The sequence below is a fragment of the Erwinia sp. L03-1 genome (genome assembly GCF_058686115.1).
This window is the reverse complement of sequence record NZ_CM178762.1, coordinates 3,250,223-3,272,992: the sequence shown is the minus strand read 5'-3', so window position 1 is coordinate 3,272,992 and position 22,770 is coordinate 3,250,223. Positions and strand designations below refer to the sequence as shown.

Here is a 22,770-nt window from a genome sequence, read left to right as displayed (position 1 = left end):
TTCGCTTGCGAAAATCGCCCACTATCCCTGTACAGCCAAAGGGTTACGCCATCAGTATTCACACCAGGGTAAATGCCGCCTCGAGCATCTGCCGCTGCTGCTCCGTGCTGTAATTCACCAGCGAGTTTTTGCTACCCGAACGGGCCAGGATCCACTGCATCTCATCCTCCGTCAGCGTCGGTGGCTCCTGCCAGAAGGGCATAATGGCATTGTCCTTCAACCACTGGGCCAGCTGCCGTGCAGGCGGGAGCGTAAATCCGGGGAACAGCGCGTCGCCCAGCGCGCTCATCAGTTCCTGCTGCTGGGTGTTTTCACTCCGTTCCAGTATGGTCAGAAAGGGTAGCAGCAGACGGCCACAGACTTCACCGTGGTGGTAGTCTTTGATCGCGCCCAGCTCGCCGGCAAGGCCGTGGATAACGCCCAGGCCCGACATGCTGAGACTTAATCCTCCCTGCCATGACGCAAACAGGATCTGCTCACGCGCGCTATCGCCCAGCGCATCAGTGCGGTTGAGATGGGGCCAGGCGCTAATAAATGCACGCATGCCGTTCAGCGCCGTCAGGCGGGTAAGCATGTTCCCCTTGTTGGAGAAGTAAGCCTCAAACAGATGGGTAAATGCATCAATGCCGCAGCAGGCAAGCACGTGGTCGGGTGCACCGCGCAGCAGGTCAGCATCGAGGATGGCTATTTGTGGCACAAAATTAGCGTGGCGCAGCGAGGCCTTTACCTTAATCTCCGCCTTATCCGTGACGACGGCATTCTGCGTCACTTCGCTACCGGTTCCCGCCGTGGTAGGAATGGCGATCAGCGGCAGCGTGTCACCGCTCACCGGCGTATCGCCCACCTTCTCCAGATAGCGCAGCGTATTAAGCGGATGCTGGCTCAGCGCAGCAAAGGCTTTTGCCGCATCCAGTACGCTTCCTCCGCCTATCGCCACCACGCGCCGGGCATCGCCGCGCCAGCGGCTTACCCAGGCGTCAATCTCATCCGGAGATGCCTCATGGCTGACAATTTCATGTCCGATAAGGAGCGGTTCCAGCTCAGATTTCAGTGTCTGCCACGCTGTACCATTCAGAAAAGAGCGTCCGCAGAAGAGTAGCGTGGGCATCGGTGCCGCGCGCAGTATCGGCAGCAGCTGCTGCAGGCTGCCGCGACCAAAAAAGGTTTGTCGGTTATTGATCATCTGGCTGGCGAACATGAGCATTATCCTCAAAGGAAGAGTTAAAAGGGTAAAGGTCAGAGCGCGCGGGCAGGGCAGGACAAAATTATCATCCTGTCCTGTGGCGCGCCGATAACGCTAAAGCGGGTGTCGGAAAGCCTCTGCGCCAGCCAGCCCTCTTTGGTTACCGCCGAGGGAATATACTGGCGTGGATCGCTGCTCTTAAGCGGCCCGCTTTCCAGCGCGAGTTCAGGCTGCGACAGGGTGAGTTTGAACGAGGTGAAGCGATCGGTGACCCTTCCTTCAACGTTGCCTAACGGCGCACCGGCCAGCGTTTCCATTTTCCCGTGGCAGGCCATGCTGTGGTTATCTGAAGAGCAGCCGCTCAGCAGCATCAGCGCAAGGAGAATCCCCCCGCCAATGATACGGGCGGGTGAGCATAACTGCATAAGCCTGTTGGTGGCATTCCTGCGCATAGCCGGTCCTTTTTTGTAGGTGTAAGTTGATTATAGTCGCTACTCCTGTACGGATGAGTCTGAAAAAAACCGCTTATAAATCATGGTTAAACACACCTTATATATTCTATTTCACACCCTTTTTACCATTTTGTGGCTTTTAGTAAATCAAATGGGCGAAAATCATAACAACGATTCGCAAAGTCATTATTGAGTGCTACACTTTTGCCGCCTTTAATACCCCCGTCTCTTATTCGGTGGCCTGATATGCACGCCGCTGCCCCACACTTTGGTGGCCTGAAATGCGTACCGCATGGCCCACTGGACAGGCGCTTTTTTGCTCTTTTTTTATCAGCAAAGCGGGGCAGGCGGGCAAGTTTTCAAACTGCTTGTATACTTTCGCTGCAATGATGCGCACGGGCTTTTCGCGCTGGCGACCGGGCAGGAGAAGGATTTCTGCTGCCGGGCTTCAGGCTGAAATGGCTAAATGACGGATGACTCTTTAGATATTGAATCGACCCAGTGAAAAACAAAACCTCTGCTTTTCTGCTAACGCCGCTACTCTGCCTGCCCGCTTTTGCAGCCAGCTCTGCGCCGAACTCATCCGCTCAGGCACAGGCTGCGGCGGAGGGATCCCTTATTGTCATTCGGCAGCGCAGTGGGGTATCCGAACTGGATACGCCGGCTGCGGTCAGCGTGTTGAACGGCCAGGATCTGCGTAGCAATAATGCCCAGGTCAACCTTTCCGAAGGTCTGGGGAGCGTACCCGGTCTGCAAATCCAGAACCGCCAGAATTATGCGCAGGATTTACAACTGTCGATACGTGGCTTTGGCAGCCGCTCCATGTATGGCGTGCGGGGCGTGCGGGTTTACGTCGATGGTATTCCAGCCACGATGCCCGATGGGCAGGGGCAAACCTCGAATATTGATATCAATTCAATTGAGCGTGTAGAAGTGCTGCGAGGCCCCTGGTCAGCGCTCTATGGCAACGCTTCCGGAGGCGTGGTCAACATCGATACCGAAACCGGCAGCCAGCCAGCCACCCTTACCGCCGGGACATACTTTGGCAGCTACGGCAGCTGGCGAAACAGCGTCAAAGCCAGCGGCGCAACGGGGGATGGCACGCACGTCGGCGACGTGAACTACACCCTTTCAGCTTCGCGCTTTACTACTCACGGCTATCGCGATCATAGCGGAACGCAAAAAAGTCTCGGTAACGGTAAATTTGGCGTGCGCCTGGATGAAGCCAGCACGCTGACGCTGATGTTTAACACCGTCTCCGTGGATGCCAACGATCCCGGTGGACTGACGAAAGCGGAATGGCAAAATAATCCCCGTCAGTCTCCTCGCGGCGATAGTTTTAATACGCGCAAAAGTCTCGATCAGACCCAGGTGGGCCTGCGCTACCAGCGTGAACTGACGGATAATGACCAGTTAACCCTGACCACCTGGCACGGTGAGCGGCACACCACCCAGTATCAATCTATCCCGCGGGCACCTCAGTTAAAGCCCGCCTATCCCGGCGGCGTGATTGTGCTGGAGCGGAAATATTCCGGCATTGATACCCGTATCAGGCATGACGACCAGATAGGTACCGTGCCGTTCTCGCTTACTGGCGGTCTGGACTATGAAACCATGACCGAACGCCGCCAGGGTTTTGAAAACTATCAGCTTGTTAACGGCGTGCCGGCGTTTGGCGAGAAGGGCCGCCAGCGGCGCAATGAAAGGAACCAGATGTGGAATCTGGACCCCTATCTGCAAACGCACTGGGCGCTAACGCAGAAGTGGGCACTGGACGCGGGCGTGCGCTACAGTACGGTGAGCTTTGACTCACAAGATTATTACGTGACCACCGGTAACGGCGATGACAGCGGCAGCAAACGCTACCATAAATTGTTGCCGATGGGATCGCTGAACTATGCGCTGACCGATGCGTGGAACCTCTACTTCTCCGCCGGACGCGGCTTTGAAACGCCCACCATTAATGAGCTCTCCTACCGCTCCGTTGATGGCAGTCAAACCGGACTTAATCTGGGACTAAAACCTGCGACCAGCGACACGTTCGAGCTGGGAAGCAAAACCCGCCTCGGCTATGGACTCCTGACCGCCGCGATTTTCCAGACCAACACCGACAATGAGCTGGTGGTGGCGGACAGCAGCAACGGGCGATCGGTCTATAAAAACGCCGGTAAAACACGTCGCCGGGGTATTGAAACCTCGTTTGATCAGCAGTTCGCTGAAAACTGGCAGATGAAAGCGGCCTGGACGTATCTTGATGCCACCTACCGCAATGAGTCCTGCGACGACAGTGGTAACTGCACACCCGCTGGTAATCGCCTGCCGGGTATTGCGCGTAATATGGGATACGCCTCGCTGGCCTGGGCACCGGAGCAGGGCTGGCACGCGGGCGCGGATATCCGCTATCTCAGCAGCATTCAGGCCGATGATGAAAATGATGCTAAGGCGCCCTCCTGGACGGTGGTCAGCCTGAATACCGGCTATCGCTTCAACTGGGACAAGTGGTCGCTCGATCTGTTCAGCCGCGTCGATAACCTCTTCGACAGGGCGTACGTGGGCTCGGTTATTGTCAATGAGGGCAATGGCCGCTTTTACGAACCCGCACCGGGCCGAAATTATGGTGGAGGAGCAACCCTCACCTATGCTTTTTAATCAGATATCCACAACAGTCTGCCGCTCTGGCGTAGGCCAGCGGGCAGGGTAAAAACACCGGCATGGATAAGCAGTAAGAAACCGGGTGTTTTAAGCGGTTAAGATCCCGATCTAAATCGAAGACGTTAAATATTGGTAAGGTTCATACTATGCAAACTAAAGCACCGTTATCACGGAACCTCGTGATCCTCACGGCTGTGTTTGCCGCCCTCAGCGGGTTATACCTGCTGATTGGCGGTATCTGGCTGGCTAAGCTGGGTGGTTCAGTCTATTACATCATCGCTGGTGTGGTAGAGCTGGCTGTCGCCTGGCTGCTGTTCCGTCGCCGCTCATCAGCACTGTTGCTGTATGCGGTGTTCCTGCTCGCGACCCTTGTCTGGTCGCTCTGGGAAGTCGGGACCGACTTCTGGGCCCTGACGCCACGTCTGGACGTCACCTTCTTCCTCGGCCTGTGGATGGTTCTGCCATTCATTTACCGCGACCTGAGCACGGGGCGGTTTGCACGCGGTGCGCTGGGCGTGGTGCTGTTGGTCACGGTGATTGCCCTGGGCTGGTCGGTCTTTAACGACCCGCAGGAAATTAACGGTTCGCTTAGCCCGGCACAGGCGGCGAACGTGGAGAAATCCGCTGACGGCGTTGCAGCCGGTGACTGGCCAGCCTATGGCCGTACCCAGGCGGGAACGCGCTACTCACCGTTAACGCAGATTAACGATAAGAACGTGGGTCAGCTCAAAGAAGCCTGGACTTTCCGTACCGGTGATATGAAGCGCCCAACCGATCCGGGTGAGCTGACGGATGAAGTGACGCCAATCAAAATTGGTGATTCGCTCTATCTCTGTACCCCGCACCAGATCCTGTTTGCACTGGATGCGGCTACCGGTAAAGAGAAATGGAAATTTGATCCACAGCTGAAAACCGATCCCTCTTTCCAGCACGTGACCTGCCGTGGTGTCTCTTATCATGAGACGCCTGACGCCGCTGCAACGCCTGCGGGCGGTAAGCCTGCGCTGTGCTCACGCCGCATTATCCTGCCGGTGAACGATGGACATCTGTATGCGCTGGATGCTGAAACCGGTGCGCTCTGCCCGGGATTCGGCGATAACGGTAAACTGAACCTGCAGCAGAATATGCCTTTTGCACGCGCAGGGGCCTATGAGCCGACTTCACCTCCCGTCATTACCGATAAAACTATCGTTATTGCCGGTGCGGTAACCGATAACTACTCGACCAAAGAGCCATCCGGGGTCATCCGTGGTTTTGATGTGAACAGCGGTAAGCTACTGTGGGCATTTGATACCGGTGCGAAAGACCCTAACATCCTGCCGCAGGGCGAGCAGAACTACGTTGCCAACTCGCCTAACTCCTGGGCACCTGCCGCCTATGACGCGAAGCTGGATCTGGTGTATCTGCCTATCGGCGTTGCTACGCCAGATATCTGGGGCGGCAACCGTACGCCAGAAATGGAACGCTTTGCCAGCGGCCTGCTGGCACTGAACGCCACCACCGGCAAACTGGCCTGGTTCTACCAGACCGTTCACCACGATCTGTGGGATATGGATGTACCGGCACAGCCAACTCTGGCCGATATCAATGACAAAGACGGCAACAAAGTTCCTGTCGTTTATGTTCCGGCCAAAACCGGGAATATCTTCGTGCTGGATCGCCGTAACGGTAAGCTGGTTGTGCCTGCGCCAGAAACGCCGGTTCCACAGGGCGCCGCTAAAGGTGACCATGTTTCCCCAACTCAGCCTTATTCAGAGCTGACCTACCGTCCGAAGAAAAATCTGACCGGTGCGGATATGTGGGGGGCAACAATTTATGACCAGCTGATCTGTCGCGTGATGTTCCATCAGCTGCGTTATGACGGCCCGTTCACTCCGCCATCCGAGCAGGGCACCCTGGTATTCCCGGGTAACCTGGGCATGTTTGAATGGGGCGGTATTTCTGTTGATACCGACCGTCAGATCGCCGTGACTAACCCAATGGCGCTGCCGTTTGTTTCCCGTCTGATCCCGCGTGGTCCAAATAACCCACTGTGGCCAGGTGAGAAAGATAAAGGCGGTAGCGGCACTGAAACGGGCGTACAGCCTCAGTACGGCGTACCGTTTGGCGTGACGCTGAATCCGTTCCTGTCACCGCTTGGCTTCCCCTGCAAGCAGCCGGCATGGGGCTATATCTCCGCCGTTGATCTGAAAACAAATGATATCGTGTGGAAAAAACGCATCGGTACCGTGCGTGACAGCTCGCCGGTTCCTCTGCCGTTCAAGATGGGTATGCCAATGCTGGGTGCGCCAATCTCGACTGCCGGTAACGTGATGTTTATCGGGGCAACGGCAGATAACTACCTGCGTGCGTTTAACGTCACCAACGGTAAGCCGCTGTGGGAAGCTCGCCTGCCAGCGGGTGGTCAGGCCACGCCAATGACTTATGAAGTGAATGGCAAACAGTATGTGCTGATCGCTGCCGGTGGCCATGGCTCATTCGGCACTAAGCTGGGCGACTATATTGTGGCTTATGCACTGCCGGACGACGCTAAGAAGTAACGCCTGGCGCCGGCTCCTGCCCGGCGTCAAACGATAAAAAAAAGGGCAGCCCATGGGCTGTCCTTTTTGTTTTTTTATCCGGTATTAAGACCCCATTCCATATACAGCCGCTCGATCTCTTTGACCGATCCCGCCCGTACCCTGGGTAACCGCACTTTCGGGCGATGGCCGTTGCAAGTGTGGATTTCCCGCTATTTGAAGGACCGAGAATGCAAATCCGCGGGCCCAATGCGTTCAGATTCATATTCTTCCCGGAAGAGAGAGTGCAGCGGGCCACTATAGCCTGGCGATCAGCCGCCCGGGAATCGGGCACTACTGTCCATGGAACCGTTGGTGGACAAAATGTGATCTGGATCGCACAAATGGTTAAGATGCTAATAGTTAGCAGGCTTATTATAAGTGCATCCAAGGCGAGCTGCCTTGTCCCAAACATCTCAAAGAAGGAATTTGACCATGAAAACCATCAAAACACTGAGTATTGCCGCCGTTGCCGCGCTCTCTATGATCTCTTTCGGTAGCTTTGCTGCCCAGAGCATTTCGGCTCACGGCAGTACGCTGGACAGCGCTCAGGCGCACATCGCCGCCCAGGCTAAAGCGGCCGGTGCCTCCAGTTATAAAATCACCAGCGCCCGTGCCGAAGATGGCGTCTATATGACCGCCGAAATCTATAAATAAACCCGGGACGTACCGTAGCAAATCAGAACAGGCTGCCATCAGGCAGCCTTTTTTATTGGGTTCTTGTCCCGGGCAGGGCAAAGCGCCGCGCTGAGCGCGCCTGAGTCGTTTCGGGTCCTGTCACAAATATGAAACATTTCTTAAGTTTCAGTGTTCCCCTCCATTTTCCAGTCCCATCCCCTCTCAAACATCCTCTAAGAGTAAACCGATTCTAAATCATCTTTAGATAATTTCCGATTCGACCGCATTTATCGGGAGTTCTTAATTTTCAACTAAGAATTGTTGTTTATCGTTCATTAAGCATTGAAATTTGGCCTTTTTGCTCATGCGATAATGCCGCCGCTGAAAAGTTAGCCATTTATGGCCTGCGCGGAGAAAGAGCGCCACCGATGAGAAAATTCACAGCACATCATATGTGATGGCTGTTTTTCAGCGCATAACAGTTGCCAGTGGACTGGAAATAGCACACTCTGCTAAAGTTTATTTTGGTTACAATTAAGGAAATTTTAATGATGTCGGATTTTCTTCCTTTTTCGCGCCCCGCCATGGGGGAAGCTGAGCTGGCAGCGGTCAGGGACGTGATGAATTCCGGCTGGATCACTACCGGACCTAAAAATCAGCTACTCGAACAGGCTTTTTGCCAGTTAACGGGCAACCAGCATGCAATTGCCGTCAGTTCGGCAACGGCAGGCATGCATGTGACGCTGATGGCGCTGGGCATCGGTCCCGGGGACGAAGTTATCACCCCTTCACTGACCTGGGTGTCCACCCTGAATATGATTGCGCTACTTGGCGCAGAGCCGGTCATGATTGATGTCGATCGTGACACGCTGATGGTGACCCCTGAGCTTATAGAAGCCGCGATTACGCCGCGTACCAAAGCCATCGTGCCCGTACACTATGCAGGCGCTCCGGCGGATATTGATGCCATTCACGCCCTGGGTAAGCGCTACGGCATTCCGGTCATTGACGACGCCGCGCATGCGGCCGGAACCGGATACAAAGGCCGCCAGGTGGGGGCATCCGGCACGGCTATTTTCTCCTTCCACGCCATTAAAAACATGAGCTGTGCGGAAGGTGGCCTGGTGGTAACCGATGATGAAATCCTGGCGAGCCGTATCCGCAGCCTGAAGTTCCACGGTCTGGGTGTCGATGCCTTTGATCGTCAGACCCACGGCCGCGCCCCCCAGGCCGAAGTTATTACCCCCGGCTATAAATATAATCTGCCCGACATCAGCGCCGCTATTGCGCTGGTACAGCTGGATAAACTTCCCGAACTGAACGCCCGGCGTGCGGAGATTGCCGCCCGCTATCTGAAGGCGCTGGCGGATACGCCGTTTTTACCGCTGTCCGTACCTGAGTGGGCGCATCAGCACGCCTGGCACCTGTTTATTATCCGCGTTGATCCTGAGCGCTGCGGGCTGTCCCGTGACGAACTGATGCAGGCGCTGAAGGATCGAAATATTGGCAGCGGCCTGCACTTCCGAGCGGCGCACACCCAGAAATATTACCGTGAACGTTTTCCAGACTTAACCCTGCCTGAAACCGAATGGAACTCCGATCGCATCTGTTCGATACCCCTGTTTCCAGGTATGACCGACGGCGATGTCAGCCGCGTCATTTCCGCCCTGCGCGACATTGCCGAGAGATAACATGACACCCGAACAACCTATCAATAAAGTTTCTATTGTCATTCCCGTTTACAACGAGCAGGAGAGTCTGCCCGAACTGCTCCGCCGCACGACAGCGGCCTGCGACGAGCTGCCGATGGACTATGAAATCCTGCTGGTCGATGATGGCAGCAGCGATAACTCTGCCGGGATGCTGGCGAGTGCCGCATCCGAAGAGGGCAGTCATATCGTTGCGGTATTGCTTAATCGTAATTATGGCCAGCATTCGGCCATTATGGCTGGCTTCAGCCACGTCAGCGGCGACCTTATCATCACCCTTGATGCGGATTTACAGAACCCACCTGAAGAGATCCCGCGACTGGTTGCGGTGGCTGCCGAGGGGTATGACGTGGTGGGGACCGTGCGGCAAAATCGCCAGGATAGCTGGTTCCGCAAGCGCGCCTCGCGTCTGATCAATCATCTGATCCAGCGCACCACCGGTAAAGCGATGGGTGATTATGGTTGTATGCTGCGCGCCTATCGCCGCCATATTATTGACGCCATGCTGCACTGCCATGAGCGCAGCACCTTTATTCCCATTCTGGCCAATACCTTTGCCCGCCGGGCCATTGAGATCCCGGTTCATCACGCCGAGCGCGAATTTGGTGATTCCAAATACAGCCTGATGCGCCTGATCAATCTGATGTATGACCTGGTGACCTGCCTGACGACCACGCCGCTGCGTATGCTCAGCGTGGTCGGTAGCCTGATTGCCCTGGCCGGATTCGCCTTCTCACTGTTTTTGATCGTCGCGCGGCTGTTTTTCGGTTCGCACTGGGCTGGCGACGGCATGTTTGTCCTGTTCGCCGTGCTGTTTATTTTCATCGGTGCACAGTTTGTCGGAATGGGTCTGCTCGGAGAGTATATTGGCCGCATTTATAACGACGTCCGTGCCCGCCCGCGCTACTTCATCCAGCGCGTTGTCAACTCATCCGTTTCTGTTTCCGAATCCTCAGAGGATAACAAAGAATGAAAGCTGTTGTTTTTGCCTACCACGATATGGGATGCGTCGGCATCAATGCGCTGGTTGAGGCCGGCTATCAGATTGAAGCCATCTTTACCCATCCTGATTCCGCCAATGAAAACCACTTTTTCGGTTCGGTCGCGCGTGCGGCAGCGGAGCTGGGTATCCCGGTTTTTGCGCCGGAAGACGTTAATCACCCATTATGGGTCGATCGCATTCAACTGATGGCACCGGACGCTATCTTTTCGTTCTATTACCGTAATCTGCTGAGTGACAAGATTCTGGACTGTGCTCAGCATGGCGCATTTAACCTGCACGGTTCTCTGCTGCCGAAGTATCGTGGCCGCGCGCCGCTGAACTGGGCGCTGGTCAATGGCGAAACCGAAACCGGCGTTACCCTGCATCGTATGGTCGCCCGCGCGGATGCCGGTGAGATTATGGCGCAGCAGAAATTGGCGATCGCGCCAGAAGATAACGCGTTAACCCTGCACCGTAAGCTGACCAGCGCGGCTACTCAACTTCTTGCCGACGCGCTGCCCGCGCTTAAACTGGGTAAACTTCAGGGACGGGCGCAGGATGAGAGTCAGGCGACAACGGTTGGACGCCGGTCGCCGGAGGATGGCTGTATCGACTGGTCGCTGCCCGCAGAGAAGGTTAACAACCTGGTGCGTGCGGTTACCGATCCCTGGCCCGGCGCGTATGGCTACGTTGGCTCGGCAAAATTCATCGTCTGGAAAGGGAAGGTTCATCATGACCTGCCTGCGGCCAGAGCCGGTATGGTACTGTCGGTCGCGCCATTAATCATTGCCTGCGGTGAGGGTGCGCTGGAAGTGATGACGGGGCAGAGCGAAAACGGCGTGTATATGCAGGGTTCACAGCTCGCGCAAACGCTGGGCCTGGTTAGCGGTGCGCTACTGCACAACCAGCCGGTATCGGCAGTTAAGCGCCGTACCCGGGTACTGATCCTGGGCGTTAACGGATTTATCGGTAACCACCTGACCGAGCGGCTGCTACAGGATGATAACTTCGATATCTTCGGTCTGGATATCGGTTCAGATGCTATCAGCCGCTTTGTTGGTCATCCGCGCTTTCAGTTTGTTGAAGGGGATATCAGCATTCACTCGGAGTGGATTGAATATCACATTAAAAAATGTGACGTCATTCTGCCGCTGGTGGCCATTGCCACGCCAATTGAGTACACGCGCAATCCACTGCGGGTGTTTGAGCTGGACTTTGAAGAAAACCTGAAAATTATCCGCGACTGCGTGAAATATAAAAAGCGCATTATTTTCCCGTCGACTTCCGAAGTGTACGGCATGTGTACCGATCCTAATTTCGATGAAGATAGCTCAAATCTGGTGGTCGGTCCGATCAACAAACAGCGCTGGATTTACTCGGTCTCCAAACAGCTGCTTGACCGGGTGATCTGGGCTTACGGCGATAAAGAAGGACTGCGGTTTACGCTGTTCCGCCCGTTCAACTGGATGGGGCCGCGTCTTGATAACCTTAACGCCGCGCGTATTGGCAGCTCCCGCGCGATTACCCAGCTAATCCTGAATCTGGTTGAAGGGTCGCCCATTAAACTGATGGACGGCGGGCGGCAGAAGCGCTGCTTTACCGATATCAGCGACGGGGTAGAGGCGCTGTTCCGCATTATTGAAAACAAAAACAATAACTGCGACGGCCAGATTATTAATATCGGTAATCCCGACAACGAGGCGAGCATCAAAGAGCTGGCACAGCAGCTGCTGGAGAGCTTTGATCGCCATCCGCTCCGCAGCCATTTCCCTCCTTTTGCCGGCTTCCGCGACGTTGAAAGCAGCAGCTATTACGGCAAGGGCTATCAGGACGTGGTGCATCGTAAGCCCGCCATCCGCAACGCCCGCCGCCTGATCAACTGGACGCCGGAAGTGAAGATGGAAAAAACCATCGATGCTACGCTCGATTTCTTCCTGCGCACGGTTGACGGCGTGGATACGGAAAAATGAAAAAAGTCGGCCTCCGTATAGATGTCGATACCTGGCGGGGGACGCGTGACGGCGTCCCCCGGCTGCTGGAAACGCTCAGTTTACATCGCACTCAGGCCACCTTTTTCTTTAGCGTAGGGCCGGATAACATGGGGCGCCACCTGTGGCGCCTGATGAAGCCGAAATTTCTGTGGAAGATGCTGCGCTCGGGCGCGGCCTCGCTGTATGGCTGGGATATTTTGCTGGCCGGTACGGCCTGGCCCGGGCGCAACATTGCTAAGGGCCTGTCAGAAACGATCGCCGCCGCAACCGAACATCATGAAGTCGGTCTGCATGCATGGGATCACTTCGCCTGGCAGACCTGGGCAGGCGTATGGCCTGAGGAGACGCTAAAAGAGCAGATCCGCCGGGGGCGCGATGCGCTGCAAAACGTGACCGGGCAGCCGGTGACCTGCTCAGCGGCCGCGGGCTGGCGGGCAGATGGTCGGGTGATTCACGCAAAGGAGTCTTTCGGCTTTCACTATAACAGCGACTGCCGGGGGACGACGCCTTTCCTGCCCCTATTGCCGAATGGCGCGCTAGGTACGGTGCAGATCCCCGTTACGCTGCCCACCTGGGATGAGGTCGTCGGTTCGGTGGTCAGTAAAGAGGCGTACAACGCCTTTATCCTGGAGAAAATTCACCAGGATAAAGGTACGCCCGTTTACACCATCCACGCTGAAGTTGAAGGTATCGCCATGAGCAGCCAGTTTGATGAACTGCTGCGGCTGGCCGCAGAGCAGGGCATTCAGTTCTGCCCGCTTGGTGACCTGCTGCCTGAGGACCTGTCTGGCCTGCCGACGGGAAAAGTTGTCCGGGGAACCCTTCCCGGGCGTGAGGGATGGCTGGGATACCAGCAACTATCTGAGTAAGCCAGTATGAAAATAATGAGAAACGGTGCCCTGCTGCTGGCACTGTTTGCCCTGTACTACCTCGTTCCTCTTGAGTTCCGCGACCTGTGGCAACCGGATGAAACCCGCTATGCCGAAGTCAGCCGGGAGATGCTCGCCAATGGCGACTGGGTGGTGCCACACTTTTTTAACCTGCGCTATTTTGAAAAACCCATCGCCGGTTACTGGATAAACAACCTCAGCCAGCTACTGCTGGGCCATAACAACTTTGCCGTGCGCTTTGGCTCCGTTTTTTCCGTCACGCTGACCGCGCTGATGGTCTACTGGCTGGCGCTACGCATCTGGCGCGAACGCTACACGGCGATAATGGCCAGCGTTATTTTCCTGACCAGCCTGCTGGTGTTTAGCATTGGCACCTATGCAGTGCTCGACCCGATGATTACCCTGTGGCTGGTGGCGGCCATGTGTAGCTACTGGCTGACCATCGCCGCGTCCACCAGTAAAGAAAAGGTGCTGGCCTGGCTGGTGATGGGGCTGGCCTGCGGTATGGGCTTTATGACCAAAGGCTTCCTCGCGCTTGCCGTACCGGTGATCGCCATTGTGCCCTGGGCGATTCATCAACGGCGCTTCAAAGAGCTGCTGCTCTTCGGCCCGCTGGCGGTGATCGGTGCAGCGGCAATTAGCGCGCCCTGGGCGATAGCGATTGCCCAACGCGAACCCGACTTCTGGCACTACTTTTTCTGGGTGGAACATATTCAGCGCTTCGCCGATGAGAGTGCACAGCATAAAGCGCCTTTCTGGTATTACCTGCCGATTATGGCAATCGGCTGCCTGCCCTGGCTGGGACTGTTACCCGGCGCACTGAGCACCGGCTGGCAAAAGCGCAAAGAGAACGGTGGAAGCCTCTACCTGCTAAGCTGGACGGTAATCCCCCTGGTGTTTTTCAGCATTGCTAAAGGCAAATTACCGACCTACATCCTTCCCTGCTTTGCCCCGCTGGCTATTTTAATGGCGAAACGGGCCACCGATCTGATGTTGGTCAGCGGCAAAGCCCTTAAAGTGAATGGCTGGATAAACTTTGCTTTTGGGCTGCTGTGTACCCTGGCGATTATTGGATTTCTGGCCCCCTGGGGGCTGGCACGACATCCTGTATACGGCCATAGCGAGCTGCTCAAGGTCATATTGAGTGGGGCCGCCTTTCTGCTGTGGGGCATTACAGGCTGGCTGACGCTGGCATCACCCGCGAAGCGCTGGAGCTGGGCAGCCTGCTGTCCGCTGGCACTGGCTCTGGTGGTCGGAATGGTTGTCCCCAATCGGGTCATTGACTCCAAGCAGCCGCAGCAGTTTATCCGTGCCATTAAAAGTGACATCGCGCCGAGCCGGTTTGTACTGGCAAATAACCCGGGGATCGCCTCCGGGCTGGCCTGGGAGCTTAAGCGCAGCGATATCAAGCTTTATGACCAGCCGGGTGAGGTGCAGTACGGATTAAGCTATCCCGACGCAAAAGGGACATTTATTTCCGGGGCTGAGTTCGCCGGCTGGCTGGCTGCGCATCGCCATGAAGGGGAGGTTTCACTGATAATGCTGCTGTCGCACGATGAGAAGTTTACTCCAGGCGATCTGCCCGAAGCGGACCGGGTACTCCGTCGGGGACGGCTGGTGATGTTCCAGTACAGACAGCTGCCATGAACATCCTGTTTATCGCCTTTGCCAGCCTGTTAAGCTGCGCCGGCCAGCTCTGCCAGAAGCAGGCCGCACAGCATGGCCTGCTGAAGGGGCGATGGCATTTACTGTTCTGGCTGGGACTTAGCACCATACTGCTTGGCTGCGCCATGCTGGTATGGCTGATGGTGCTGCAAAAGGTGCCGGTAGGCGTGGCGTATCCCATGCTCAGCCTGAACTTTATTTTTATCGTGCTGGCGGCCCGCTGGCTATGGAAAGAGCCGGTTACCCTCCGTCACTGGCTGGGCATTGTGCTGATTGTGGCTGGCGTGATGGTCATGGGTGTGCGGGTATAATGGCCAGGTATGGGCGTGCGGGTATAATGGCTATGTACCGATGTTTACAGGCAGCAAAATGACCAGAGGTAGCGTCTGATGGGTATTGTACTGGCACTTTGTAGCGTCCTGCTGGTCAGCGGCGCACAGCTGCTGATGCGCTGGGCGATGATGAACCTGCCGTCGGCCAGCGATCCGGCCCGGCTGTCTAACGCGCTGCTCAGCCTGCCGCCGGCTGCTCTGGCGCTGCTCGGCGGCCTGTTTGCCTATGCGTTATCAATGCTGTGCTGGTTTCTGGCGCTGCGGAAAATACCGCTGAGCAAGGCGTATCCGCTGTTAAGCCTGAGCTATGTGCTGGTGTGGGGGGCAGCGCTCTGCCTGCCCGCGCTTGATGAAATCTTCGTCTGGAGTAAGCTGGCCGGGGTAGTACTGATTTTTGGCGGCCTGTTGCTGATCTGCTGGCCCTCGCGGGTAAAAGGCTGAACGCCTCCTTCTTCTTCGCCTTCTTTATTCCTTTCTGAGCCGTTATCGGTCCAGCCTAATGTAATGCTAAGTTTCCCCCGGCAAACTGAGTTCATCTCTGTTTTCCTGGAGGGGAACGATGCATTACGCCATTGGGCTAGCGGCGGCAAGCCGCAAAAACGTCAGGTTCACGCAGTTAACACCTGTTAACCGGAGGGGGGATGAGAATTCTGCTGACTGAAGAGAATTGCCTGCAAAGTGAAGCAATTCTCCCCCCGCTCAGAGAGGCAGGCTACGCCCTGGAGTGCATAAAACACCCGACGGGGGGGCTGCTGGCGGATGGCCATTTTGATATTGTCATTCTCAGTGCCGGACTGCCGCCAGGTGAGAGGGACAGCCTGAAGGATCTGCTGCGCGTGACGGGCCGTGAGTTACCCCTGCTGATTATGATGACCTGTTCGGAGACGACAGGCGAACGTTCAGGCTGCACAGATACCGACATTGACGGCTACATTGCCACGCCCTTCGATGCCGAATCGCTGCTTGCCTGCCTGCATAATGCCCGGCGACGGCGGGAGGGGCAGGGCGCACCGCTGGTAAGCAATGGCGAAATGGTGCTGGATCCTGCCAGCTATCAGGCTATAAATCTGCTTAACGGCGAAGTGCACCGCCTGTCTATCCGCGAATTTACATTAATGCAGGCACTGATGTCCCAGCCGGGCACGCCGCTTTCACGACGTGAGCTTGAGTCAAAACTCTACGGCTGGGGAGAGGGGATTGAGAGCAATGCGGTTGAATTTTTTATCTATTCGCTGCGAAAAAAAATGGGCAGTGGCGCCATTAAGAACATTCGGGGCGTGGGATGGATGGTATCATCATAAATGATTCTTGCTCTGATTCTTATTCTCATGGAGACAATTAGTGAAAACTCGTTCGTGGCTGTTATTGGGAACCATGCTGGCCAGCGCAGGCTGTGCCGCCACCACCTATCCGGTGCAGATCACCGATATGGACAATCAAAAAATCACCCTGAGTAAGGAGCCACAGCATGTGATCCTGCAGGATGGACGGGATGTGCTTTCTCTGGCCCTGCTGGACAGGGAAGATCCCTTTCGGCGGGTGGTCGCATGGAATAACCTGCCGAAAAAACAGGATACCCAGACCTGGGATTTGCTAAAGAAAACCTGGCCGGAAGCGACGAAAATTATCGATATGGGCTTTAGCGACCGCGGAGAGGTCAATCTTGAAAGCGTCATTGCTGAAAAGCCCGACCTGATGATTGCGCAACTGCGCGCAAAGCCTGCTCTTAAGCAGACGGGCGTGCTGGACCAGCTGCAAAAGCTGCATATCCCGGTGGTGTTCATCGACTATGAACTGCACCCGGCGCAGAACACGGCAAACAGCATCACCCTGCTGGGAACCGTTCTGAATCAGGAATCCAGGGCAAAAGCGTATACCGACTTCTACCAGGCACATTGGAACAATCTACAGCAGAAAATTGAACCGATTAAGCCTAAGCCCACGGTGTTTATCGAACCTATTGCCGGGAATTCAGATGGCTGCTGCTTTACCCACGGACACAACGGCTGGGGCGGTCTGGTCGAGGCGGTGGGCGGGAAGAATATTGGCTCCAGCCTGCTGCCCGGTGCTTCAGGGTTTGTTGCGCTTGAGAAGATCATTGCGATGAAGCCTGACGTCTATATTATGACCGGATCAAAACGCCCGGATAAAAACGTACTGCCGTTTGGCTTCGGCGTGGCACCGCAGGAGGTGACGGCCCCCTTTAAGAAACTGATCGAACGCAATGGTCTCCAGCAGATAGCGCCGGTCAAAGCGGGGCGTGTCTACGGGGTTTATCACCACTTTTACAACCATCCGTACAATATTATCGGCATGGAAATCCTGGCGAAGGACCTCTACCCGGCGCAGTTTAGCGATCTGAATCCAACGGCAGACTTCCATCAAATCCTCACCCGCTTCACTAAAATCCCGGATGGACCTGTCACCATGAGCTATCCCTCAGACAAGCCGTAAACTAAAGCCATACCAAATTCATTTCATCCTTGAAAAGGCGACATTTTGTTGCCTTTTCGCGTTATGATCGGCGGCATAAATAATTTGCAGGACGCCACTATGTCGACCCATCCTCCCCTGCTGGACGTACAGGGTGTGAGCTATGCACTGGCCGGAAACACGCTGCTGGCTCCCGTATCGCTTACGCTTAACGCCGGTGATTTTCTCCTTCTGACCGGACCGTCCGGCTGTGGGAAAAGCACGCTATTAAAAATTATCGCTTCGCTACTCGATCCCACGCACGGCAGCGTGCTGTTCAAAGGTCAGCCCGTCAGTGAACTGAGGCCCGAAACCTACCGTCAGCAGGTCTCCTGGTGCTGTCAGACGCCCGCACTGTTTGGCAAAACGGTATGGGATAACCTGGCGCTGCCGTGGGAAATCCGCCACAAAAAAGCTGAAAGAGAGGGACTGCAACGCTGGCTGCAACGGGTTAATCTTCCGGCAGAGATGCTGGACAAAGAGATTGAGACGCTTTCCGGCGGGGAAAAGCAGCGGGTGGGGCTACTGCGTAATCTGCAATTCTTACCTGACGTGCTGCTGCTGGACGAAGTCACCAGCGCGCTGGATGATGAAAACAAGCAGGCCATCAATGGGCTGATCAACGAACTGATGGCTGAAAAGGGCATGGCCGCCATATGGATCAGTCACGATAGCGCCGAAATTCATCGGGCGCAGCGGGTATTGACGCTCAGCCCATCCTCAGCCGGGAGTGCAGATGAACCAGCATAACATTACAAACGAATCCCTGGGGCTGGCGCTGATGCTGGTGCTTATTGCCCTGCTGGTCAGCAGGAAAGAGAAGCTGGGGCTGGAAAAAGATATTATCTGGAGCGTATCGCGGGCCGTCGTCCAGCTGATTATCGTCGGCTACGTGCTGAAGTATATCTTTATGCTCAACAACGGCTGGCTGACCGTGCTGATGGTGCTGTTTATCTGTACCAATGCGGCGCTGAATGCCCGTAAGCGTAGCCGCAATATCGACAGGGCGCTGGCTATCTCTTTTGTCGCCATCACCCTGAGTACCACCCTGACGCTGACAATTCTGGTGCTGTCCGGCTCCATTGAGTTCCTGCCGATGCAGGTGATTCCGATATCAGGCATGATCGCGGGCAATGCGATGGTGGCCGTGGGGCTGTGCTACAGCAACCTGAATCAGCGTTTTGCCGACAACCGCCAAAAAATTCTCGAAAGGCTCAGCCTCGGCGCGTCAATTAAAGTGGCTTCCGGCTCGCTAATCCGCGACAGCATTCGCGCCGCGATGATCCCCACCGTCGATGCAGCGAAAACCGTGGGCCTGGTGAGTCTGCCGGGCATGATGTCCGGGCTGATTTTTGCCGGGATCGATCCGGTTAAGGCGATTAAATACCAGATTATGGTGACGTTTATGCTGCTCGGTACCGCCAGCCTCTCGACTATTATTGCCGGATACCTCGCCTATCGGCGTTTTTATAACGCGCGGGCGCAGTTAAAAGCGGGAATTTGAACAGGGCCGGGCCGCATTGCGGCCCGGACTGTGGGTCAGAAGTTGATGTTGGCGCTAATACCGCCGATAAAGGCATCTTTCACTTCGCCTACCGCACCTGGAGAAGCAATGTACTGCAGGTTCGGACGCAGGTTCAGCCAGCTGGTAAGATGGGCATTATAGTAAATTTCATAGTCATACTCCGATCCGCTCTGGATCGGCAGATAAGTCGGGTTATTGTAGTCATTTACCCCATTATCCCGGTTAGTCTGACGCAGCATATTGCCGTAGTCATCGTTGACGTGAATGCGCGCCGCGCCGATGCCAATCTCATCTTTAGCACGGGAAACAAACGGGCCTTTCCAGACGAAAGAGACCGACTGATAGTTGTCCGTTTTAGAGGTTTTGTGATCGTTCATCACCGCCTGTACGATAACGCCCAGACCCCGCTGATTGTCGCCGTCCATTGAGGTCAGCTGTTGTTGCAGCAGCAGATAACCACCGTAGGCGTGATTCTGTTCGCCGTACTGTCCGTCACGGTATGAGCTGTAGTTATCGCCTTTCACCGACGAGTAGTACATCCCTACGCGGTAGTTACCCGGCAGTTTGTCGGCGCCAAAGGCTGGCTGCCAGCCCAATTCAACCGGAACCATATTCCCTTCGGTGTGGCTGGTATCCAGGCGAAAGCCGTTACCGGTATCGTAGTTCGAGGCAGTTTGGTTATAGAAGCCAACCTGTAAGAACACTTCAGGCGTGAAGCTGAATTTTACCCTGCCGCCCCACTGAGATACCGGCCAGTTATACCAGCGATCGCCCCGCCAGTTACCCGCCTGCCCGCTACCGAACGCGAGGTTCTGGAAGTTACTCTGAAACGCGTCGAAGTCTTCGCCAACGGTAACCCGTCCTGCCTTCACTTCAACCGCATGGTCAAAAAAGCCTTTATTCAGCCAGAACTGAGTCAAACGCCAGGTTTGTCCGCGTCCCCAGACTTCCTGCACGGATGAGAGCCCACCGGATCGCGGGTCATTAATATAATCCGACAGGTTTTGCCCATTACGGCTGGTGATGGTGGTCTGGAACTGCGTGTCATTCCAGTTGAGGAGTTTTTCCAAATCCAGCGTGGTGCCGAATGCCCACTGGTCCGTGTAGCGGGCGGTAGTTGAATGGTTATATCCACCGGAGAAGTTGCTGGCGGATTCCATGGTGTAGTTGACCTGGAAATCCACACCGTCATTTTTTAACTGGGTTCGAGAGCCACCCCAGTCGCCAAAAGCATAGGGGGAATCAATGCTGAGCGGGGCATAATCTGCCAGTGCAGATCCTGATGCCAGCATTAATCCCAAACCACAGAACGCCACCGATCTTTTTAATGTGGTTTTAGGGAGCTTGCTTTTCATTTTGGAACACCTTCTTGTTATTGGAATAATTTTTTTCTGTTGCCTGTCAGGCAGGAGGGTCTGGGCCGTTGCGCCTGAGGTCAGTTTTTTCTCCGGCTTATCAGGCGCGGAAAAGGGAAAATGCCTGACATGAGCGGGTTTTACGGTCCGTACGGACGGCATGAAACCACCATTAGCGGAGATAGTTGTTATAAATAGTGCTGAAATGATTTGGCTGCTAATTGAAATTGCTGGATTTGAAATGTCGATCACATATTTAAGCGCGCAGGCACAGGAGGGGGCGTCAATTAATTCGGTTTATTTCAAATACGAGGTGTGTCGGGAGCAGGGCGGGTCGAATTAAGGGTATTAACCGGGGCACGGAAGCCGAAGTGAGTAAGGGGGTGCAGCAGACAGAGATTTAGCAAAAAAAGAGGGGAATGGCGAGGTAACCGATCGGTACTAATGCGACGATAAAGGCGATAAAGGCGATAAAAAAGGCCGACGATGTCGGCCTTTCAGGGGGGGGCGCTTGCAATTAACTTAGCGCCTCGGGCTTAGCGACGGCCGAAAATCTTCGCCGCCAGGAAGCCAACGCCAGCGGCAATCGCCAGCGAAACAAATGGGGCATCCTGCGTTTTGGTTTTCACACAGTCCAGCGCATCATCAACAGCGTAAGATGCTTTGGCCGCGCCCTGACGCACTTTACCTTTTAACTCATGCTCGGGAGAATCAGTCGCTTTACCGAGCTGCTCCTGGCCTTTACCCAGTGCTTCGTCAGCTTTGTCACTCGCTTTATCTAACAGACTCATAATATCTCCTTCTTAGTGGCATGATTTCCTCATAGGGAACATTAAGAGTAGACCATCCCGTACGAGTTGCCGCTGCGGTTGTGTGAAAAAATATGACGAAGGTAAAGAATTTGGCAGTTGGGGTGTTTTTTTAGCCTCGGAATGTCTACCTCGTGAATTGATGGGTGTTTGGTACTGCACAGGCCTGGGGTGTCGGCTACGGGTGGGGCCCGGTGCTGCACAGGCCTGGAGTGGTCGCCAACGGGTGGGGCCCGGTGCCTGGCGGTCCTCACGCCGCGCGTGGCGCGGTGCCTTCGCTCCGCTCGTCGACCTTTCGGACCGGGCATGACGTGACATCCCTGTCCCGGCATGCCCTTGTGCCAGCATCCCTGCTGGCCCATCCGGGTCTTCCTCTCTGCGCTCAGCGCTGCGGAATGCCTGTCACCGGGCCCCACCCGTCTGCTTATTGCATTGTGCTGGCTGCGGGTAAGAGCGGTTCCGGGGGTTTCAGGAAACTCTGTGGCCGGGTTTATTGAAGAAAGAACTCTACAAATAAGAAAACTGCTCTGCTAAAGACTCAGTGCCGTCGTCAGCTGATCGTATCTGGTATGCGGGAGACCTGGCGAATGTCGCCTGCGTATTGAGCCCATTGCTGTAAGGGCAGGGGTGGTCGCCTACCGTTGGGGCCCGGTGCTGCACAGGCCTGGGGTGTCGCCAACGAGTGGGGCCCGGTGCCTGGCGGTCCTCACGCCGCGCTTCGCACGGTGCCTTCGCTCCGCTCGTCGACCTTTCGGACCGGGCATGACGTGACATCCCTGTCCCGACATGCCCTTGTGCCAGCCTCCCTGCTGGCCCATCCGGGTCTTCCTCCCTGCGCTCAGCGCTGCGGATTGCCTGTCACCGGGCCCCACCCGTCTGCTTATTGCATTGTGCTGGTGCGGGTAAGGGCGGTTCCGGGGGGTTACATAAACTCTTTTGGCAGGTTTGGAAGAGGAAGAACTCTGCAATTAAGAAAACCTTTGTGCTAAGACTCAGAGCCATCGGCTGGGCAGGCGCTGTCAAATGCACATTACCGAATTACCTGCTAATGGGCCGGGCGGGCTACAAAGCCTGAGTGTTATTAGGGCTAAACTTGAAGTCGTGCTGATGATGCCTGCGGATAGACAAACGGTTTTACTGGAAGCAGCTCAGCAGCCCGCGGACAGACAAACGGTTTTACTCAAAGCGGCTCAGAAGCCTGAGAGGTGGATAATCCCAGCGGGTGACGGGCAATCCGCAGCGCTGCGGCGCAGACGGAGGGCCAGGCGAGGGCAGCAGGGATGCTGCACTCAGGGAGCGGCGGGCAGGGATGCCCGCTCGCGACCGGGCCGTCCGGCCCGGAGTCGGAGCCAAAGGCACCAGGCAAAGCCTGGCGCGAGGACGCCCGGCAAACGCTGGGATTATCCACCGGCAAGCCGGCATTGCAGCCGACACAACCAACCGGCACACATCGGAACTGTCCACCGGCAAGCCGGCATTGCAGCCGACACAACCGACCGGCACACGTCGGAACTGTCCACCGGCAAAGCCGGCATTGCAGCCGACACAACCAACCGGCAAGCGTTGGTTTTTTCCAC

At 55.7% G+C, this 22,770-nt stretch carries 19 protein-coding genes and 1 pseudogene; 14 read left to right on the top strand and 6 right to left on the bottom strand.

Annotated features, from left to right (window positions below; translation table 11 throughout):
- Positions 1 to 58: 58 nt before the first annotated feature.
- Positions 59 to 1,198 (bottom strand): iron-containing alcohol dehydrogenase, encoded by a 1,140-nt coding sequence (locus AC4PCC_RS15125; RefSeq protein ID WP_492125056.1) that lies wholly within the window; start codon positions 1,196 to 1,198, stop codon positions 59 to 61.
- A gap of 38 nt (positions 1,199 to 1,236) precedes the next feature.
- The gene (locus AC4PCC_RS15120; protein WP_492125055.1) at positions 1,237 to 1,635 is read right to left on the bottom strand and encodes a hypothetical protein; all 399 of its coding nucleotides are present in this window, start codon (positions 1,633 to 1,635) and stop codon (positions 1,237 to 1,239) included.
- A gap of 492 nt (positions 1,636 to 2,127) precedes the next feature.
- Here AC4PCC_RS15120 and pqqU point away from each other — a divergent pair, with 492 nt between their 5' ends.
- Entirely contained in the window at positions 2,128 to 4,284 is a 2,157-nt protein-coding gene (gene pqqU / locus AC4PCC_RS15115) for a TonB-dependent receptor PqqU (RefSeq protein ID WP_492127538.1), read from the top strand.
- A 149-nt stretch (positions 4,285 to 4,433) separates the two neighbouring features.
- Positions 4,434 to 6,827, top strand: coding sequence for a glucose/quinate/shikimate family membrane-bound PQQ-dependent dehydrogenase (locus tag AC4PCC_RS15110; RefSeq protein WP_492125054.1), 2,394 nt, complete (start codon positions 4,434 to 4,436; stop codon positions 6,825 to 6,827).
- A gap of 142 nt (positions 6,828 to 6,969) precedes the next feature.
- Here the strand turns inward: AC4PCC_RS15110 and AC4PCC_RS15105 are convergent.
- A pseudogene (locus AC4PCC_RS15105) lies at positions 6,970 to 7,071 on the bottom strand (P-loop NTPase family protein); the annotation flags it as partial.
- A gap of 209 nt (positions 7,072 to 7,280) precedes the next feature.
- Between AC4PCC_RS15105 and AC4PCC_RS15100 the strand changes: the two are divergent.
- From AC4PCC_RS15100 to fetB, 12 genes are all read left to right on the top strand, one after another.
- The gene (locus tag AC4PCC_RS15100) at positions 7,281 to 7,502 is read left to right on the top strand and encodes a YdgH/BhsA/McbA-like domain containing protein (RefSeq protein WP_067705417.1); all 222 of its coding nucleotides are present in this window, start codon (positions 7,281 to 7,283) and stop codon (positions 7,500 to 7,502) included.
- Between the two features lie 512 nt (positions 7,503 to 8,014).
- The gene (arnB, locus tag AC4PCC_RS15095) at positions 8,015 to 9,154 is read left to right on the top strand and encodes a UDP-4-amino-4-deoxy-L-arabinose aminotransferase (RefSeq protein WP_492127537.1); all 1,140 of its coding nucleotides are present in this window, start codon (positions 8,015 to 8,017) and stop codon (positions 9,152 to 9,154) included.
- Position 9,155: 1 nt separating this feature from the next.
- Entirely contained in the window at positions 9,156 to 10,145 is a 990-nt protein-coding gene (gene arnC / locus AC4PCC_RS15090; protein WP_492125053.1) for an undecaprenyl-phosphate 4-deoxy-4-formamido-L-arabinose transferase, read from the top strand.
- Positions 10,142 to 12,124, top strand: coding sequence for a bifunctional UDP-4-amino-4-deoxy-L-arabinose formyltransferase/UDP-glucuronic acid oxidase ArnA (gene arnA / locus AC4PCC_RS15085; RefSeq protein ID WP_492125052.1), 1,983 nt, complete (start codon positions 10,142 to 10,144; stop codon positions 12,122 to 12,124). The genes arnC and arnA overlap by 4 nt, the downstream gene beginning before the upstream one ends.
- The gene (gene arnD, locus AC4PCC_RS15080) at positions 12,121 to 13,014 is read left to right on the top strand and encodes a 4-deoxy-4-formamido-L-arabinose-phosphoundecaprenol deformylase (RefSeq protein WP_492125051.1); all 894 of its coding nucleotides are present in this window, start codon (positions 12,121 to 12,123) and stop codon (positions 13,012 to 13,014) included. Before arnA ends, arnD begins: the two co-directional genes overlap by 4 nt.
- A gap of 6 nt (positions 13,015 to 13,020) precedes the next feature.
- The gene (arnT, locus tag AC4PCC_RS15075; RefSeq protein WP_492125050.1) at positions 13,021 to 14,682 is read left to right on the top strand and encodes a lipid IV(A) 4-amino-4-deoxy-L-arabinosyltransferase; all 1,662 of its coding nucleotides are present in this window, start codon (positions 13,021 to 13,023) and stop codon (positions 14,680 to 14,682) included.
- Positions 14,679 to 15,011 (top strand): 4-amino-4-deoxy-L-arabinose-phosphoundecaprenol flippase subunit ArnE, encoded by a 333-nt coding sequence (gene arnE / locus AC4PCC_RS15070; RefSeq protein ID WP_492125049.1) that lies wholly within the window; start codon positions 14,679 to 14,681, stop codon positions 15,009 to 15,011. Before arnT ends, arnE begins: the two co-directional genes overlap by 4 nt.
- A 78-nt stretch (positions 15,012 to 15,089) precedes the next feature.
- Complete coding sequence (gene arnF / locus AC4PCC_RS15065) at positions 15,090 to 15,473, top strand: 4-amino-4-deoxy-L-arabinose-phosphoundecaprenol flippase subunit ArnF (protein WP_492125048.1); 384 nt, start codon at positions 15,090 to 15,092, stop codon at positions 15,471 to 15,473.
- A gap of 200 nt (positions 15,474 to 15,673) precedes the next feature.
- Positions 15,674 to 16,333 carry a winged helix-turn-helix domain-containing protein gene (locus AC4PCC_RS15060; RefSeq protein ID WP_492125047.1) on the top strand — a complete coding sequence of 220 codons (660 nt, stop codon included), beginning with the start codon at positions 15,674 to 15,676 and terminating at the stop codon, positions 16,331 to 16,333.
- Positions 16,334 to 16,406: 73 nt separating this feature from the next.
- Positions 16,407 to 17,486: an ABC transporter substrate-binding protein gene (locus AC4PCC_RS15055; RefSeq protein ID WP_492127536.1), complete on the top strand. Its 1,080-nt coding sequence runs from the start codon at positions 16,407 to 16,409 to the stop codon at positions 17,484 to 17,486.
- Between the two features lie 99 nt (positions 17,487 to 17,585).
- A complete protein-coding gene (fetA, locus tag AC4PCC_RS15050; protein WP_492125046.1) occupies positions 17,586 to 18,254 on the top strand; it encodes an iron efflux ABC transporter ATP-binding subunit FetA in 669 nt (222 codons plus the stop codon).
- Positions 18,241 to 19,008 (top strand): iron efflux ABC transporter permease subunit FetB, encoded by a 768-nt coding sequence (gene fetB / locus AC4PCC_RS15045; RefSeq protein WP_492125045.1) that lies wholly within the window; start codon positions 18,241 to 18,243, stop codon positions 19,006 to 19,008. The genes fetA and fetB overlap by 14 nt, the downstream gene beginning before the upstream one ends.
- Before the next feature lie 35 nt (positions 19,009 to 19,043).
- Here fetB and AC4PCC_RS15040 read toward each other — a convergent pair whose 3' ends face one another.
- From AC4PCC_RS15040 to AC4PCC_RS15030, 3 genes are all read right to left on the bottom strand, one after another.
- Positions 19,044 to 20,384, bottom strand: a complete 1,341-nt coding sequence (locus AC4PCC_RS15040) for a carbohydrate porin (protein ID WP_492125044.1) — start codon at positions 20,382 to 20,384, stop codon at positions 19,044 to 19,046.
- A gap of 536 nt (positions 20,385 to 20,920) precedes the next feature.
- On the bottom strand, positions 20,921 to 21,175 hold the full coding sequence (locus AC4PCC_RS15035) for a CsbD family protein (RefSeq protein ID WP_067705439.1): 255 nt from the start codon (positions 21,173 to 21,175) through the stop codon (positions 20,921 to 20,923).
- A 1,198-nt stretch (positions 21,176 to 22,373) separates the two neighbouring features.
- Complete coding sequence (locus AC4PCC_RS15030) at positions 22,374 to 22,601, bottom strand: hypothetical protein (protein ID WP_492125043.1); 228 nt, start codon at positions 22,599 to 22,601, stop codon at positions 22,374 to 22,376.
- Positions 22,602 to 22,770 lie beyond the last annotated feature (169 nt).